Below are 14,464 nucleotides of genomic sequence, written 5' to 3'. Positions count from 1 at the left end.
AAATCGGCGGAAGCCATTCAAAAAGGGTACTGAGAGCCAGCGTCAGTGCCCAAAATTCCCGGTAGCCGTTCAAATGGTCACTGAGAGCTTGTGTCAGTGCCCGAAATCGGCGGAAGCCATTCAAAAAGGTACCTGAGAGCCCGTGTCAGTGCCCGAAATCGGCGGAAGCCATTCAAAAAGGTACCTGAGAGCCCGTGTCAGTGCCCGAAAATGGCGGCAGCCGTACAAAAAGGTCACTGAGAGCCCGTGTCAGTGCCCGAAATCGGAGGCAGCCGTACAAAAAGGTACCTGAGAGCCCGTGTCAGTGCCCGAAATCGGAGGCAGCTGTTCAAAAAGGTCACTGAGAGCCAGTGTCAGCTCCCGAAATTGGAGGCAGCCGTACAAAAAGGTCACTGAGGCAAAGCACCTCCTAACAGAAACAATCCAAATTTCGTCAAAGGCGCTTGCCCTCTTCTCGTGAACCTTAAAAGGAATAAGGATCCACATCCTTAAAAATGGGTGGATAATCCATAAACGGGGCATGGCAGACGATTACTTCTTCAGTAAAGGGATGGGTCACCTCCAGTTTTACGGCATGGAGGGCCTGCCTGCTGTAAATGCCGCTGCCGCCGTAAAGTTTGTCACCAGCGAGCGGGTATCCGAGATCGCTAAGGTGGACGCGGATTTGGTGGGTGCGCCCTGTCTCAAGTGAACAGCGGACAAGTGTCTGCTGTTCTTTTTTTAGCCATTCCGCAACTTCATAGTGTGTTATGGCGGTCTGTCCCGTTTTTGAAACCCTCCTTCTGACAGGATGGTGCCGGTCCCTGCCGATTGGCCGGTTGATTGTACCTTTTCTGGATTTCAGAAGTCCATCCACCAAAGCGAGATAGGTTCTTTTCACTTTCCGTTCTTCAAGCATTTTGTCCAGTATGGCTCCTGCCAAAGATGTTTTCGCAAACAGGACGGCTCCGGAGGTATCGCGGTCCAGCCTGTGGATATGGCGGACATTCAGTGAAAATCCTTCCGACTGCACATGGAAGGCAGCGGCATTGGCCAGGGTGTCGGTTTGGCCAGGTTCATTAGGGTGGGTAGCCATGCCGGGAGGCTTATTTAAAATAAGGAGATGTTCGTCTTCAAATAAAACATCAATTTCATGAAAAGCAGGGATGGCACTTGGCTCTTCAGGAAAGAATGCATTGATTTGCAGCCGGTCACCAGGAGACAGGGGTTTTGTCCAATCCGGAGTCGCGTTGTTCAGCAGTACATTCTTCCCAATCCTGAGAGAATGGGTTGTTTTTTTTGGAGCTTTCCATACACTTCGAAATAAATGATCCAGGCTGAAAGAAGACCAATGTTCCGGGACGATGATCTCATACCATGTCCCTTTTTTTGAGGTTTTTATCATGAAGTGTTCTCCTTTAAGATAGTGTTATTTCCATATTGTAGCGGACTTTTATGATTCCTTCCATCCGGTCTGCTAAAGAAGGACTTTCTTGTCAACTTTTACCGCAGTCATGGTCATAATTACCACCATTTAGCATCGCGACTCTATGTTATTCTAATGGTATATATAGAGGTGAATAAAGGTTTAGATAAAAGGTGGGTTCATCATTGAAAATTGTTTTTGCATCAACTCCAGGACAGGAAGAGAAGGTAAAAGAGCTTGCCCGGCATTTTTATTGCGAAGTGTTGCCATTATATTTTACAGATGAAGATATCAGGGAATTTGAACGGCTTGAAGTGCTACATACAACCCGTCATCATTTTGAAAACTTCAGCACGCTTGGAGATGCCTTTCGGGTCATCACAAGTCTGCAGACCTTGATATCCATTTTGGAAACACGTCAAGCATCCGAGCGGTACCGGACAGTGTTCCAAAAAAATGCTGATGTTCTCAGGGAGTTTGGGATCTATTTTCCGTTTCAATATCAGCACTTCCTGGACGCCACATCCATTAAAGAAGATTATATCAGCATGTACACCAAAGCAGCCAATAGTATCCTTGCATAGGCACTTGCATTCCGCAGGTGCTTTTTTATTCTTTTAAGGCCTATAACTTTCCTGATTCTCCAAGTTACTATTTAGCATAATTTTGGGTATAAAGGGATTATACATCTGAAATGTAAAGATTCCATTACTGTCCAAAAAGGAGATGCACGGATGTCAGAACTTGATTTAAGCAAATTTGAGAAAAAAATGATTGTCCGCAACATGCGGCCTGGTGATATTGACAGTATCATTGATATGCAGACGGTTTGTTTTCCCGGGATGATTCCATGGGAGCGGGACCAGCTGGAAAGCCACCTCGAAGTGTTTCCGGAGGGTCAGTTTGTTGCAGAGTTTGATGGGGAAGTTATTGGATCCTGTTCAAGCCTGATTATTAATTTCGATGAATATGATGACAGGCATACATGGGATGATGTTACCGACAATGGCTATATAACCAACCACAATCCAAACGGGTATAATTTATACGGCATCGAAGTAATGGTCCACCCAGCCTACCGAAAAATGAAAGTAGGCCAGCGTTTATACGAGGCAAGGAAAGAGCTGGCAAGGCAAATGAACTTAAAAAGCATCATTATCGGGGGACGCATCCCGAATTACCACCAGGTTGCCAATCAAATGTCCCCAAGGGAGTATGTTGAGCAGGTTACGACCCACCGGCTCTATGACCCTGTGCTAACATTCCAGCTGAGAAATGGTTTTACGCTTATGCGGATCAACCGAAATTACCTGCCTGATGATAAATTGTCCAATAAGTATGCAACGTTAATGGAATGGAATAATGTCGATTATCTTCCGAAATCCAAGCGGTTTTTTAAAACGAGCAACCCTGTGCGGATATGCGTTGTCCAATATATGATGCGGCAAATTAACTCCTTTGAGGATTTCGCGAGCCAGGTCGAATATTTTACAGATGTTGCCTCCGATGCTGGCTCGGATTTTGCTGTATTCCCTGAAATATTCACTACACAGCTAATGTCGTTCCTAGGTGAAAAGTCCCCTGCACTTGCGGTAAGGAAGCTGACTGATTTTACCGAGCAGTATATTGAATTGTTTACCATGCTTGCAGTACGCTATAACGTCAATATTATTGGCGGGTCGCATTTTGTTAAGGAAGACAACGATGAGATTTACAATATTGCCTATCTTTTCCGCAGGGATGGAACGATTGAAAAGCAGTATAAACTTCATATCACTCCAAATGAACGCTCATGGTGGGGGATTAGCCCGGGGAATGATATTCGTGTGTTTGATACTGATTGCGGAAAAATAGCCATCCAAATCTGCTATGACATAGAGTTTCCGGAGCTGGCAAGAATCGCCACCGACATGGGGGCAAGGATTATATTCACCCCATTCTGTACAGAAGACCGCCAAGGCTATTTGCGCGTACGCTACTGTGCGCAGGCACGTGCCGTTGAGAACCAGGTATATACAGTTATTTCCGGGACGGTCGGAAACCTGCCGCAAACGGAGAACATGGATATCCAATACGCCCAATCGGGCATATTCGCACCATCGGATTTCGAGTTTGCCCGCGACGGGATTGTGGGAGAGACTAACGCCAATATCGAAATGGTGCTGATTGGGGATGTCGACCTGGAAATTCTCCGCCGCCAGCGGATGGAAGGCACTGTCCGGCAGCTCCTTGACCGCCGGCACGATCTGTTTAAAGTGGAATATAAAAATAAAAAAAGGAATCTTTGATGCTCCATGTCCAAAAGGCTCGAATTATGTCAGAAAGTAAAGGCTCGTAAACCTTGTGATTATATTATAATGAACAGATAAACATATATTATGGAGGTTAGTCATGGAGTGGAAAAACAAGGCAGAAAAATGGCTTCAATTCAGCCAGCTTGATTCCGAGCTAAAAATGGAACTCGAGAAATTAAAAGGAAATGAGAAGGAACTTGAAGAAGCATTCTATAAGGATTTGGAATTCGGAACAGGAGGCATGCGGGGAGAAATTGGAGCTGGAACCAACCGGATGAACATCTATACCGTCCGAAAAGCTTCTGCCGGTTTGGCAGCTTTTATTGAAGAGCAGGGGGATGCGGCAAAACAGCGCGGCGTGGCCATTGCATTCGATTCCCGCCATAAGTCGCCGGAATTCGCAATGGAAGCCGCAAGGACGCTGGCAGCAAGAGGCATCACTACATACGTTTTTGAGTCGTTAAGGCCGACACCGGTCTTAAGTTTTGCGGTCCGCCATCTGAATGCTTTTGCCGGAATTGTCGTTACGGCAAGCCATAATCCGCCCGAGTATAATGGATATAAAGTGTATGGGCCGGACGGTGGCCAGCTTCCTCCGGAGAGCGCGGATGAAGTCATCGCCAAAGTCAATCAAATTGAAAATGAGCTGAGCATTGACGCTGGAGCCGAGAATGAACTGAAAGAAAAAGGCCTGATTAAAATGATTGGCGAAGAAGTGGACAAGGCTTACCTCGAAAATCTGCTGACCATTTCGGAAAATCCGTACCTTGCAGAGGAGACAGATGTCAGGGTGGTCTTCACCCCGCTCCACGGCACTGCGAATCTCCCGGTGCGCGAAGGCCTGGCAGCGATGAACTACCAGCATGTGACCGTGGTGAAGGAACAGGAAAAGCCTGATCCACAGTTTTCTACTGTGTCCAGCCCAAATCCGGAAGAGCATGCTGCATTTGAGCTGGCGATCAGGGAAGGGGAAAAAATAGGCGCCGATATCCTGATTGCAACAGACCCTGATGCCGACCGGCTCGGGATTGCAGTTAAGAATGATGAAGGCAAATATACCGTTTTAACGGGAAATCAAACAGGTTCGCTCCTGCTTCATTACATCCTGACCCAGAAAAAGCAGAAGGGTACGCTCCCTTCCAATGGAATCGTTTTGAAAACCATTGTAACGTCAGAGCTTGGCAGGGAGATCGCGGCATCATTTGGCATTGAGACAATTGATGTTTTAACTGGCTTTAAATTCATTGCTGAAAAAATCAATGGCTATGACCAGACAGGAGAGCGGAAGTTCCTGTTTGGCTATGAAGAAAGTTATGGCTATCTGATCGGCGACTTTGCCCGTGACAAGGATGCCGTTCAGGCCGCAGTTCTTGCTGTGGAAGTATGTGCTTACTATAAGAAACATGGAATGTCGCTCTACGAAGCTCTTCTCAGTGTATTTGAGAAGTATGGATATTTCCAGGAAGGCCTGCGTTCCTTGACACTAAAGGGCAAGGAAGGGGCAGAACTGATCCAGCAGACGCTCGCTGCCTTCCGTTCAGAGCCTCTGACCAGCCTTGGTTCCATCAAGGTTGCGGCAGTTGAAGATTATCAGACCGGCATCAGAAAGACTGCGGACGGCACTGAAGAGCGGATGGGGCTGCCAAAATCCAATGTCCTTAAATATTTCCTTGAAGACGGGTCCTGGATGTGCCTGCGTCCATCCGGTACAGAACCGAAAATCAAGTTCTATTTCGGTGTTAAAGATAAAAGCCTTGCCGACAGCAAACAAAAACTCCAAAGAATTGAGAAGGAATTTATGGAGCTTGTCGAACAAAAAATGGAAGCAAGCAAGAATAATTAAGGAAAATGGAGCTGGCTGTCCAGCTCCATTTTTTATTGTCCGGTAATTTCAAGTGTATATTCATTACAAACACGGCACTTTAGTAAGTGCCGTGCAATTATTGGTGGATTATGTGCCCGGGCTATTCCAGATTGTTCGCCAACGGTTCCGGAAAGCCGGCATCCTGTGTTTCATTTGCATGGTCGATATACCTGAGCAGGGAATACAGATGTTTTTCAATCACTGAATAATCTTTCTCGAAGTTATAGGCATGCAGGAAATGCTCAATTTTCTTAGCCAAAAAATGGTCCTCTGTCCTTACCATCAGGATCAATAAATTGTCCCATTGGGAGCGGTGCGTATAGTATAGCGCACAATCATAATCCACTTTATTCATTTTCTTTCCTCCTTGCCAATCGAGGAGTTGAATATAGTATATGACGCCGCCTGCAAAATTGTCTGTGAAAAACTTGGTCGTGCCGTCATTGGTGGCTTTTCAAATTCTGCCTGTATAAAATAATTTTAATGGAGTTTTTATATTGAGGCATAAAGCCTGCTCATCAATCCCGTTTTTATTTCATACATTGTAGAAAGGAAGGGGGAGAGACGGGTGTTAGATGAGAATAAGGCTTTGCAGCAGGCTATTTCCGAAATAACCGACATTGCCCGGGGATTCGGGCTTGATTTTTACCCGATGCGATATGAAATTTGTCCTGCCGATATCATTTACACTTTTGGTGCATATGGAATGCCGACCCGATTTTCTCATTGGAGCTTTGGAAAGCAATTTTATAAAATGAAGCTGCATTATGATTTAGGCCTTTCGAAAATTTATGAATTGGTGATTAACTCAAATCCTTGTTATGCCTTTCTGCTGGATTCCAACTCCTTGATCCAGAATAAGCTGATTGTGGCACACGTACTGGCCCATTGTGACTTCTTCAAAAACAATGTCCGGTTCCAAAACACGAAACGGGATATGGTTGAAAGCATGGCCGCAACAGCCGAGCGGATCAGAAGGTATGAGATTGAACACGGGAAGCAGGAAGTGGAAACTTTCCTTGACGCCGTTTTAGCCATTGAAGAACATATTGACCCATCCTTGATGCGGCCGAAATTGAATTGGACAATGGACGATATTGAGTATGAAGAGGATGAACACCATACTGCAAGTCCCTATGATGATTTATGGAGTCTGGATGCACCAAAGAAGCCTGTTGAAAAGAAAAAGAAAATGAAGAAATTTCCGCCCCAGCCCGAAAAGGACTTGCTGCTATTCATTGAATCGTACAGCCGGGAACTAACCGATTGGCAGCGTGATATTTTGACAATGATGCGGGAGGAGATGCTTTATTTTTGGCCGCAGCTGGAAACAAAAATCATGAACGAAGGCTGGGCATCCTATTGGCATCAACGCATTTTGAGGGAAATGGACCTGACACCTGGCGAAGCCATTGAATTTGCGAAATTGAATGCTGGAGTGGTGCAGCCATCCAAAACAGGAATCAACCCGTATTACCTTGGGCTGAAAATCTTTGAGGATATCGAAGAAAGGTATAACAATCCAACGGAAGAAATGAAGAAACGGGGAGTCGTCCCTGGCTCTGGGCGTGAAAAAATGTTCGAGGTAAGGGAAATCGAATCAGATATATCTTTTCTCCGCAATTATTTGACAAAGGATCTGGTTTTCAGGGAAGATATGTACCTGTTCCAAAAACAGGGCAAAGAATATAAAATTGTCGATAAAGACTGGGAGGAAGTTCGCGACCAGCTTGTGGGCATGAGGGTCAACGGAGGCTTCCCGTATTTGATGGTATCGGACGGCGATTATCAGAAGAACGGAGAACTATACATCAAGCACAGCTTTGAGGGAATCGAGCTGGATATTAAATACCTGGAAAAAGTACTTCCGTATATCCATCAGCTCTGGGGAAGAAAAGCCCATATCGAAACCATGGTTGAGGGGAGGGCCATGCTGTTCACCTACGATGGCAAAGGGGTGCACAGGAAATATTTATAGGAAGTCAGGTGAGGTACTCCGCCTTCATAAGGCAGCCTGGGTGCAGAATTTTAATGATGGATTGTATGGATAGGACATTGCGGCTTCGGCCACAATGTCTTTTTTTATCAAATTAGCTTATAAAACGGCAGAACATATGAAAGCACTGGCTGAATCTATTAGATGTACGAGAGTTGAAACGTTACATAATATTTGTTAGGATATATTTGTGTAACATCATTGGGCCTTGCAAGGAGGGCATTCCTATGGAATTTGTCGATCCCATTAAAGACATTAAATACATTAGTGCAATTAAAAAGGAATTAAGGAATAATTCCCAGCGGGATGTTTTGCTTTTCGTTTTTGGAATAAATACGGGAATAAGGGTCAGTGATTTGCTTTCATTGAAAGTTTCCCATGTATGGGATGGAAAATCCATGAAAGAATTCCTGTATATCAAGGATGGGAAAGGTAAAGAAACAAAAGCCTTCTTTCTTAATAACAGTATTAAACAAGAGCTGGAAAGTTATTTGCACCAGCATGATTTAAGGGACAGTGACTATTTATTCAAATCTAAAAAGGATAATCTGCCCATTTCTCGTCAGCAGGCATACAGGATCATTCATAATGCGGCAAGAAAAGTGGGGGTTGAGGGGAAAGTTGGCACCCATACTCTAAGAAAAACGTTTGGATACCATGCTTATCGAAAAGGAATAGCGATCTCTATATTAATGTTCATATACAACCATCATACGCCAGGTGATACGCTCAGATATATCGGGATTGACAAAGAAGACAAGAAACTTGTCAAAGTTGATGTAAATCTATAAAAAAATCCTCCAGCGGAAGGCTGGAGGAGGACTGGCTGAATTTAGTTTTCCTCTTCATCAAATGCAGAACGCATGTCAACATTGGTCAAGTCTGTAACAATGTCCTCGACTACTTGAACCTGCAATGTTTTCTTATCCTTCATGAATTTGAAAATCCCAGTGTTGAAATCTGTTCCCACATCCTTGAAAAAGATCCCTTCGTATAGGACATTCTTTGTATGCTTGAAAATGACCCGATACTGTTCCCCATCCTGGATAAGGTAGGCACGTACTCCCTTTTCGAATTGGCCTTCCTGGTCCCTCAGGGAGCGCGCTACCGATACAATGTGCAAATCCACAAATGGAATCTCACGCAATAAAGTGTTAATAATGGAACCTTTTGCAATTTGTTCCCACCTGCTTTGCGCAGTTTGCCCCAGAATGATTTGAGTGATGTGCTTTTCTCTTGCGACTTCGGCGATGACTTTTGAGATAGGTCTTTTCTCGTCATCCTTTAATATGAAGGCATCAGCACCATGGGCATCAGCAAGCTGTTTCCATGTGGAAATATAATGGGATTTTTCGGCATCCATTTCACTATAAGGCTTCGGGTCAATCGTCAATATATAAAGAGGGCAGTCAAGCATACTGGCGATTTTGCAGCCGCGCTGAATAAGGCGTTCTCCATTTGGTCCGTAATAGACACATACGAGGATGCTTTCATCCATACGGCCTTTGACTTTTTTCATTAGAAGCTCACCTCGGAATAGATGTGAAGTTTGTAACACATATTTATATAAAAACTGTTGATAAATTAGGCTATGTATGACTATATCTTATGCCACCACTTGAGTCAATCCCAGTTGCGGAGATTTCCCGGTAACCCTATGAAAGCCGGATGGAGATGAGAAATTCCAAACTGAAATTTTAGAAAAGGAGGGGACATGCATGTCTGTTCTTCACATCATGGTTTTAATCCCTTTTGCGTTTGCATTGCTGGTACCATTTTTATATAAAATGTTCACTCCCCGAATACATACTGGATGGTTTGTTCTGTTGGTTCCATTGACGATATTTTTATACTTGTTGAGGTACGTTCCAGTAATCTCCCAGGGAAGGACTATTCAGATCCACGTACCCTGGATGCCTTCCTTTGGCATAAACTATTCAACCTATATTGATGGCCTAAGCCTGATATTTGGTTTACTAATCAGCGGCATTGGGGCTCTGGTTATTCTTTATTCTATCTATTATTTATCCAAACACAGGGAAGCCCTGCATAATTTCTATGTGTATATCCTTCTGTTTATGGGAGCGATGCTAGGGGTCGTGTTTTCGGATAATGTTATGGTTTTATATGTATTCTGGGAATTGACAAGCATTTCTTCATTCTTGTTGATTGCCTACTGGTATCAGCGGGAAAGGTCGCGGTATGGTGCGCAGAAATCAATGTTGATTACGATTTTTGGCGGATTGGCCATGCTTGCAGGATTGATTATGCTTTCCATGATCACAGACACATACAGCATACGTGAAATGATCAGCCAAATTGAATTGATTCATTCCCATGCCTTCTTCCTGCCGGCTATGTTTTTAATTCTTATTGGTGCCTTTACAAAGTCCGCCCAGTTTCCATTTAGCATTTGGCTGCCGGATGCCATGGAGGCGCCTACCCCAATCAGTGCCTATTTGCATTCAGCCACAATGGTGAAAGCGGGAATCTACTTGGTTGCCCGTTTTACTCCGGTATTTGGCGGGACAGCGGAATGGTTTTGGCTTGTTTCGGCTGCCGGAATCATCACTCTGCTTTACGGATCCATAAATGCCGTTAAACAGACGGACTTAAAAGCGTTGCTCGCCTTTTCAACCATTAGCCAATTGGGGCTGATTATGAGCCTGTTTGGCTTGGGGTCTGCTGCGTTATATTTTGGTGCAGGTGATGACTCTTCCATGTACGCAGTTGCCACACTGGCGGCCATTTTTCATTTAATTAATCACTCTACTTTTAAAGGAAGTCTATTCATGGTCGTCGGAATCATTGACCATGAGACAGGTACCCGCGATATCAGAAGGCTGGGGGGATTAATCAATCTCATGCCGATATCCTTCACGCTGACGCTCATTGGTTCTTTCTCCATGGCTGGACTGCCTCCTTTCAACGGTTTTTTAAGCAAGGAAATGTTCTTCACAGCCGTCCTGAATGCTTCCAACATGTCTGTATTCAATATGGAATCCCTGGGAATATTGGTTCCGGTCATCGCCTGGATTGCGAGTGTGTTCACTTTCATATATTGCATGATTCTCGTATTCAAAACGTTTTTTGGAAAGTACAAGCCCGACAAGCTGGATAAAATCGCACATGAACCTCCGATTGGAATGCTGATTTCCCCGGCAGTACTGGCATCGCTCGTAATATTGATTTTCTTTTTCCCGAATGTCCTTTCCGATTACCTATTAAAGCCTGCAGTTGCCGCTGTCCTGCCCTCTTTGGCACAAGGCAGTCTAATAGATATAAAAATCAGTGCCTGGCACGGCTTTAATGCGGAGTTATTTATGACAATCGGAGTAGTACTTCTGGGATCGGTCCTTTATGTCACTTTGAAAAAATGGAAGGGTATTTACAGGTATTATCCAGAGACCCTTACCTTGAATCATTTCTATAATAATTTCCTCGAGGGAGGAGAAGGGGTATCCCGGTCACTGACAAACCGGTACATGACCGGGTATATACGGGATTATCTCATCTATATCTTTGGATTTTTAATTATCATGGTGGGGGGAAGTCTCCTATCATTGAATGCTATAGCTTATAATCCTGCCAATGATGCGCCAATCACTCTTTACGAGTGGGCATTGATCATTGCGATGGTCATTGTGGCTTTAACGATAGTCCTGTCACGTTCAAGGCTTACCGCGATCATTGCACTTGGCGGATTAGGTTATCTTGTTTCCATGCTCTTTGTTGTTTTTAGAGCCCCTGACCTCGCGCTTACCCAGCTGGTCGTGGAAACCGTGACAACGGCATTGTTTTTGTTGTGTTTTTACCATTTGCCGAAATATTTTAAAGGCAACGGCAGGGTGCCGTTTAAGCCGCTAAATTTAGTGATCTCAGTGGGTGTGGGGGCTGTAGTGGCATTGTTTGCGCTGTCGGCTGACGGGAACAGGCTGTTTGAACCAATTGCAGGCTATTATGAGAATTCGTACGAACTTGCGGGAGCAAGAAACATCGTAAATGCAATTTTGGTGGATTTTCGGGGAATTGATACGATGTTGGAGATCTTTGTCCTGTGCATTGCCGCTCTGGGCGTCTATTTATTAATAAAATTTGAGATGAAAGGGAGGGAGTAGGAATGAAAGAACCGAATGATGTCATCTTGCGAAGTGTGACAAAAGTGGCCGTCCTCATTATTCTTACGTTCGCCATTAACCTCTTTTTCTCGGGTCACCATAACCCGGGTGGAGGATTTATTGGGGGTCTGGCATTTGCTTCCGCTCTAACGCTTCTGTTTCTGTGTTACGATATCGAAACAGTCCGGGAAAATATTCCGGTCGATTTCAAAGCGGTAACGGCAGTGGGGGTCCTTATTTCCGTTTTCACTGGAATCGGGGGAATTATATTTGACAGGCCGTTCCTGACTCAGGCTTTCGATTATTTCCAACTGCCGCTCTTTGGGAAAACCGAACTCGCCACAGCTGTCCTGTTTGATATAGGCGTCGCAATGGCGGTCATAGGAACAGCGATTACCATTATCAGCAGCATAAGTGAGGACCGATAAGTGATGGAAACGATTATGTCTATTCTTATTGGCGTCTTATTTGCTATTGGAACCTATTTGGTTTTGACGAAGAGTTTATTGAGGATTATCCTGGGCACATCGGTCATCAGCCATGGTGTCAACCTACTGATCCTGATAATGGGAGGGGTAAAAACAGGAGGCCCCCCCCTCTTGGGGCTTGATGCCTTATCCTTCACGGATGCCCTGCCCCAGGCACTGATCCTTACAGCGATTGTAATAAGTTTCGCTACGACAGCTCTATTCCTGGTTCTGAGCTACCGTGCTTATAAAGTTCTGGGCACGGATGACACGGAACAAATGAGAGGTAATGAAAATGAATAATTTAGTTATAATGCCAATTTTAATCCCGTTGATTACAGGATTATTAATGGTAGCTTTTAGGAGGAAAGCAGTGGTGCAGCGCTTTTTAAGTGTCGTTGCGCTTGGAGCAACAGGAGCCGTATCCCTTGTCTTGATGGTTCAAATAAAAGACAGTGGCATCCAGACCCTCCAATTGGGGGGCTGGGAGGCCCCGTTTGGGGTGAGCATGGTCGCTGACATGTTTTCCGGAATGCTTCTTTTGACAACCAGCATTGTATCACTGTTATGCCTGGTCTTTGCCTTTTATTCCATTGGGAAAGAGAGAGAAGCCCATTACTTTTACCCCTTGTATTTATTCCTCATCACCGGGGTGAATGGCTCCTTTTTAACAGGAGATATGTTCAACCTGTTTGTTTGCTTTGAAGTAATGCTGATTTCCTCCTATGTCCTGATTTCCCTTGGCGGTACCGGGATTCAATTGAGAGAGTCGATTAAGTATGTGCTGATCAATATCTTATCCTCCTTCCTTTTCCTTGTGGCCATTGCCTATTTATATGCTGCAACGGGAACATTGAATATGGCCCACCTTTCGGAAAGGGTGGCGGAGGCCGGGCAAAACGGTATCCTTACAGCCATTGCGATTTTATTTCTGATTGTATTCAGTTTGAAAGCGGGCTTATTTTTGTTCTTTTGGCTTCCTGGCTCTTACAGCGCACCTCCAACCGCCATTGCGGCTATTTTTGCAGCTCTGTTAACCAAGGTGGGAATCTATTCCATTATAAGAATCTTCACGCTCATCTTTTATCATGAACCCCATATTACCCATCTCATCATCGGCATTATGGCTGCAGTCACAATGTTATTAGGGGCAATCGGTGCGGTGGCATACTGGGATATAAAGAAAATCCTCACCTACAACGTAATTGTGGGAGTAGGATTGATCATGGCAGGGCTTGCGTCCAATTCTACAGTAGGACTTACAGGTTCCATGTACTACCTTATTCATGACATCATTATCAAAGCCCTTATCTTCCTCATAGGGGGGACCGTTATCACTCTTGCCGGTACCTCGAAACTGAAATATATCAGCGGACTGATTCAGACCTACCCATTCCTGGGGTGGATGTTTTTTATTGCGGCTTTGTCCCTCGCGGGGATTCCGCCGCTAAGCGGCTTCATCGGGAAGGTTTTCATTACGGAGGGAACGTTTGAAGCAGGTTTCCTGTGGCTTGGGGCCATTGGGCTCATTACCAGCCTGATGGTGCTCTACTCTGTGATGAAGATTTTTCTGAACGGCTTTTGGGGTGATTCCTATTTGGATGAGGAAAAAAAGGGGGAGGTAAAAGGCATCCTGTTCCCGCTTGCTATCCTTACACTCCTGACAATCGGACTCGGAGTCGGTGCGGAAGGGATTTATTCCTATGCTGAATTGGCGATTGAAAGTTTGATGAACCCATTACTGTACATCGAAGCCGTTTTTGGAAGAGGCTAATTCATAATCCCTTAGCATAAACCAGTCTTGGAAATAGTAGGAAGGGGTGGTTCCATTGCCCATGCAAGTATTGATTAATCTGTTAATTGCCACGCTGTGGATGTTTCTCCAAGATGATTGGAGTGTGTTGACTTTCATAAGTGGCTATCTGGTAGGGATCATTGTCCTGTTCGTTATACGCCGATTCCTTCCGGAAAAGTTCTATTTAACAACGGTGTTAAATATATTTCAGCTTTTCCTTGTTTTCATCCAGGAATTGTTCAGCTCCAGCATCCTTGTAATCCGTCAGGTGACACGCCCCCGGATCAACATTACACCAGGAATATTCACATTGGAAACCGACTTGGAAGGTGACCTCGAAATCACCCTGGTCTCTCTATTGCTAAGTTTGACTCCGGGATCTGTTGTCGTAGAAGTCGCACCGGACGGAAAGACGCTTTTCATCCATGCAATGGATATTCCTGAATCCAGTGAGTCCGTGAAGAAATCAGTACAGAGATTTGAAAAGATGATAAAGAAGGTGACGCGGGGTGTTTGAGTTAATAT

General features: G+C 44.7%; 13 protein-coding genes. 10 read left to right on the top strand and 3 right to left on the bottom strand.

Annotated features, from left to right (window positions below):
• Window positions 1-463: 463 nt before the first annotated feature.
• Window positions 464-1,384 (bottom strand): RluA family pseudouridine synthase, encoded by a 921-nt coding sequence (locus WQ57_RS21920; protein WP_046525857.1) that lies wholly within the window; start codon window positions 1,382-1,384, stop codon window positions 464-466.
• A 206-nt stretch (window positions 1,385-1,590) separates the two neighbouring features.
• Between WQ57_RS21920 and WQ57_RS21915 the strand changes: the two genes are divergently transcribed.
• The 3 genes from WQ57_RS21915 to WQ57_RS21905 all read left to right on the top strand — a co-directional run bounded on the left by WQ57_RS21915 (window position 1,591) and on the right by WQ57_RS21905 (window position 5,542).
• The gene (locus WQ57_RS21915; RefSeq protein ID WP_046525856.1) at window positions 1,591-1,989 is read left to right on the top strand and encodes a YhcU family protein; all 399 of its coding nucleotides are present in this window, start codon (window positions 1,591-1,593) and stop codon (window positions 1,987-1,989) included.
• A gap of 150 nt (window positions 1,990-2,139) precedes the next feature.
• Window positions 2,140-3,693: a bifunctional GNAT family N-acetyltransferase/carbon-nitrogen hydrolase family protein gene (locus WQ57_RS21910; RefSeq protein ID WP_046525855.1), complete on the top strand. Its 1,554-nt coding sequence runs from the start codon at window positions 2,140-2,142 to the stop codon at window positions 3,691-3,693.
• A 103-nt stretch (window positions 3,694-3,796) separates the two neighbouring features.
• Window positions 3,797-5,542 (top strand): phospho-sugar mutase, encoded by a 1,746-nt coding sequence (locus WQ57_RS21905; protein ID WP_046525854.1) that lies wholly within the window; start codon window positions 3,797-3,799, stop codon window positions 5,540-5,542.
• A 121-nt stretch (window positions 5,543-5,663) separates the two neighbouring features.
• Here WQ57_RS21905 and WQ57_RS21900 read toward each other — a convergent pair whose 3' ends face one another.
• Complete coding sequence (locus tag WQ57_RS21900; protein WP_046525853.1) at window positions 5,664-5,918, bottom strand: YhdB family protein; 255 nt, start codon at window positions 5,916-5,918, stop codon at window positions 5,664-5,666.
• A 213-nt stretch (window positions 5,919-6,131) separates the two neighbouring features.
• Between WQ57_RS21900 and WQ57_RS21895 the strand changes: the two genes are divergently transcribed.
• Both WQ57_RS21895 and WQ57_RS21890 read left to right on the top strand, forming a co-directional pair.
• Window positions 6,132-7,541 carry a SpoVR family protein gene (locus tag WQ57_RS21895; RefSeq protein ID WP_046525852.1) on the top strand — a complete coding sequence of 470 codons (1,410 nt, stop codon included), beginning with the start codon at window positions 6,132-6,134 and terminating at the stop codon, window positions 7,539-7,541.
• A 245-nt stretch (window positions 7,542-7,786) separates the two neighbouring features.
• Window positions 7,787-8,350: a tyrosine-type recombinase/integrase gene (locus WQ57_RS21890; protein WP_046525851.1), complete on the top strand. Its 564-nt coding sequence runs from the start codon at window positions 7,787-7,789 to the stop codon at window positions 8,348-8,350.
• Between the two features lie 41 nt (window positions 8,351-8,391).
• Here WQ57_RS21890 and WQ57_RS21885 read toward each other — a convergent pair whose 3' ends face one another.
• Window positions 8,392-9,078, bottom strand: a complete 687-nt coding sequence (locus WQ57_RS21885; RefSeq protein ID WP_046525850.1) for a universal stress protein — start codon at window positions 9,076-9,078, stop codon at window positions 8,392-8,394.
• Window positions 9,079-9,277: 199 nt separating this feature from the next.
• Here WQ57_RS21885 and WQ57_RS21880 point away from each other — a divergent pair, with 199 nt between their 5' ends.
• The 5 genes from WQ57_RS21880 to WQ57_RS21860 are packed head-to-tail and all read left to right on the top strand — an operon-like array spanning window position 9,278 to window position 14,456.
• Complete coding sequence (locus WQ57_RS21880) at window positions 9,278-11,677, top strand: Na+/H+ antiporter subunit A (protein ID WP_046525849.1); 2,400 nt, start codon at window positions 9,278-9,280, stop codon at window positions 11,675-11,677.
• A 2-nt stretch (window positions 11,678-11,679) separates the two neighbouring features.
• Window positions 11,680-12,105, top strand: a complete 426-nt coding sequence (locus WQ57_RS21875; protein ID WP_046525848.1) for a Na(+)/H(+) antiporter subunit B — start codon at window positions 11,680-11,682, stop codon at window positions 12,103-12,105.
• A 3-nt stretch (window positions 12,106-12,108) separates the two neighbouring features.
• The gene (locus tag WQ57_RS21870) at window positions 12,109-12,447 is read left to right on the top strand and encodes a Na(+)/H(+) antiporter subunit C (RefSeq protein ID WP_046525865.1); all 339 of its coding nucleotides are present in this window, start codon (window positions 12,109-12,111) and stop codon (window positions 12,445-12,447) included.
• Complete coding sequence (locus WQ57_RS21865) at window positions 12,440-13,918, top strand: Na+/H+ antiporter subunit D (RefSeq protein WP_046525847.1); 1,479 nt, start codon at window positions 12,440-12,442, stop codon at window positions 13,916-13,918. The genes WQ57_RS21870 and WQ57_RS21865 overlap by 8 nt, the downstream gene beginning before the upstream one ends.
• Before the next feature lie 55 nt (window positions 13,919-13,973).
• A complete protein-coding gene (locus tag WQ57_RS21860; RefSeq protein ID WP_206540559.1) occupies window positions 13,974-14,456 on the top strand; it encodes a Na+/H+ antiporter subunit E in 483 nt (160 codons plus the stop codon).
• Window positions 14,457-14,464 lie beyond the last annotated feature (8 nt).

Origin of the sequence: Mesobacillus campisalis, assembly GCF_000986785.1 — a bacterium.
GTDB lineage: Bacteria > Bacillota > Bacilli > Bacillales > Cytobacillaceae > Mesobacillus_B > Mesobacillus_B campisalis.
Note: the sequence above shows the minus strand (reverse complement) of the source record. Positions and strands in the feature narration are given on the sequence as shown.

Bases quoted from the DNA above. Each gene is read 5' to 3' on its own strand.
- WQ57_RS21875 (WP_046525848.1), top strand. From the start codon at position 11,680: ATGAAAGAACCGAATGATGTCATCTTGCGAAGTGTGACAAAAGTGGCC.
- WQ57_RS21905 (WP_046525854.1), top strand. From the start codon at position 3,797: ATGGAGTGGAAAAACAAGGCAGAAAAATGGCTTCAATTCAGCCAGCTT.
- WQ57_RS21885 (WP_046525850.1), bottom strand. From the start codon at position 9,078: ATGAAAAAAGTCAAAGGCCGTATGGATGAAAGCATCCTCGTATGTGTC.
- WQ57_RS21870 (WP_046525865.1), top strand. From the start codon at position 12,109: ATGGAAACGATTATGTCTATTCTTATTGGCGTCTTATTTGCTATTGGA.
- WQ57_RS21910 (WP_046525855.1), top strand. From the start codon at position 2,140: ATGTCAGAACTTGATTTAAGCAAATTTGAGAAAAAAATGATTGTCCGC.
- WQ57_RS21865 (WP_046525847.1), top strand. From the start codon at position 12,440: ATGAATAATTTAGTTATAATGCCAATTTTAATCCCGTTGATTACAGGA.
- WQ57_RS21920 (WP_046525857.1), bottom strand. From the start codon at position 1,384: ATGATAAAAACCTCAAAAAAAGGGACATGGTATGAGATCATCGTCCCG.
- WQ57_RS21880 (WP_046525849.1), top strand. From the start codon at position 9,278: ATGTCTGTTCTTCACATCATGGTTTTAATCCCTTTTGCGTTTGCATTG.
- WQ57_RS21900 (WP_046525853.1), bottom strand. From the start codon at position 5,918: ATGAATAAAGTGGATTATGATTGTGCGCTATACTATACGCACCGCTCC.
- WQ57_RS21890 (WP_046525851.1), top strand. From the start codon at position 7,787: ATGGAATTTGTCGATCCCATTAAAGACATTAAATACATTAGTGCAATT.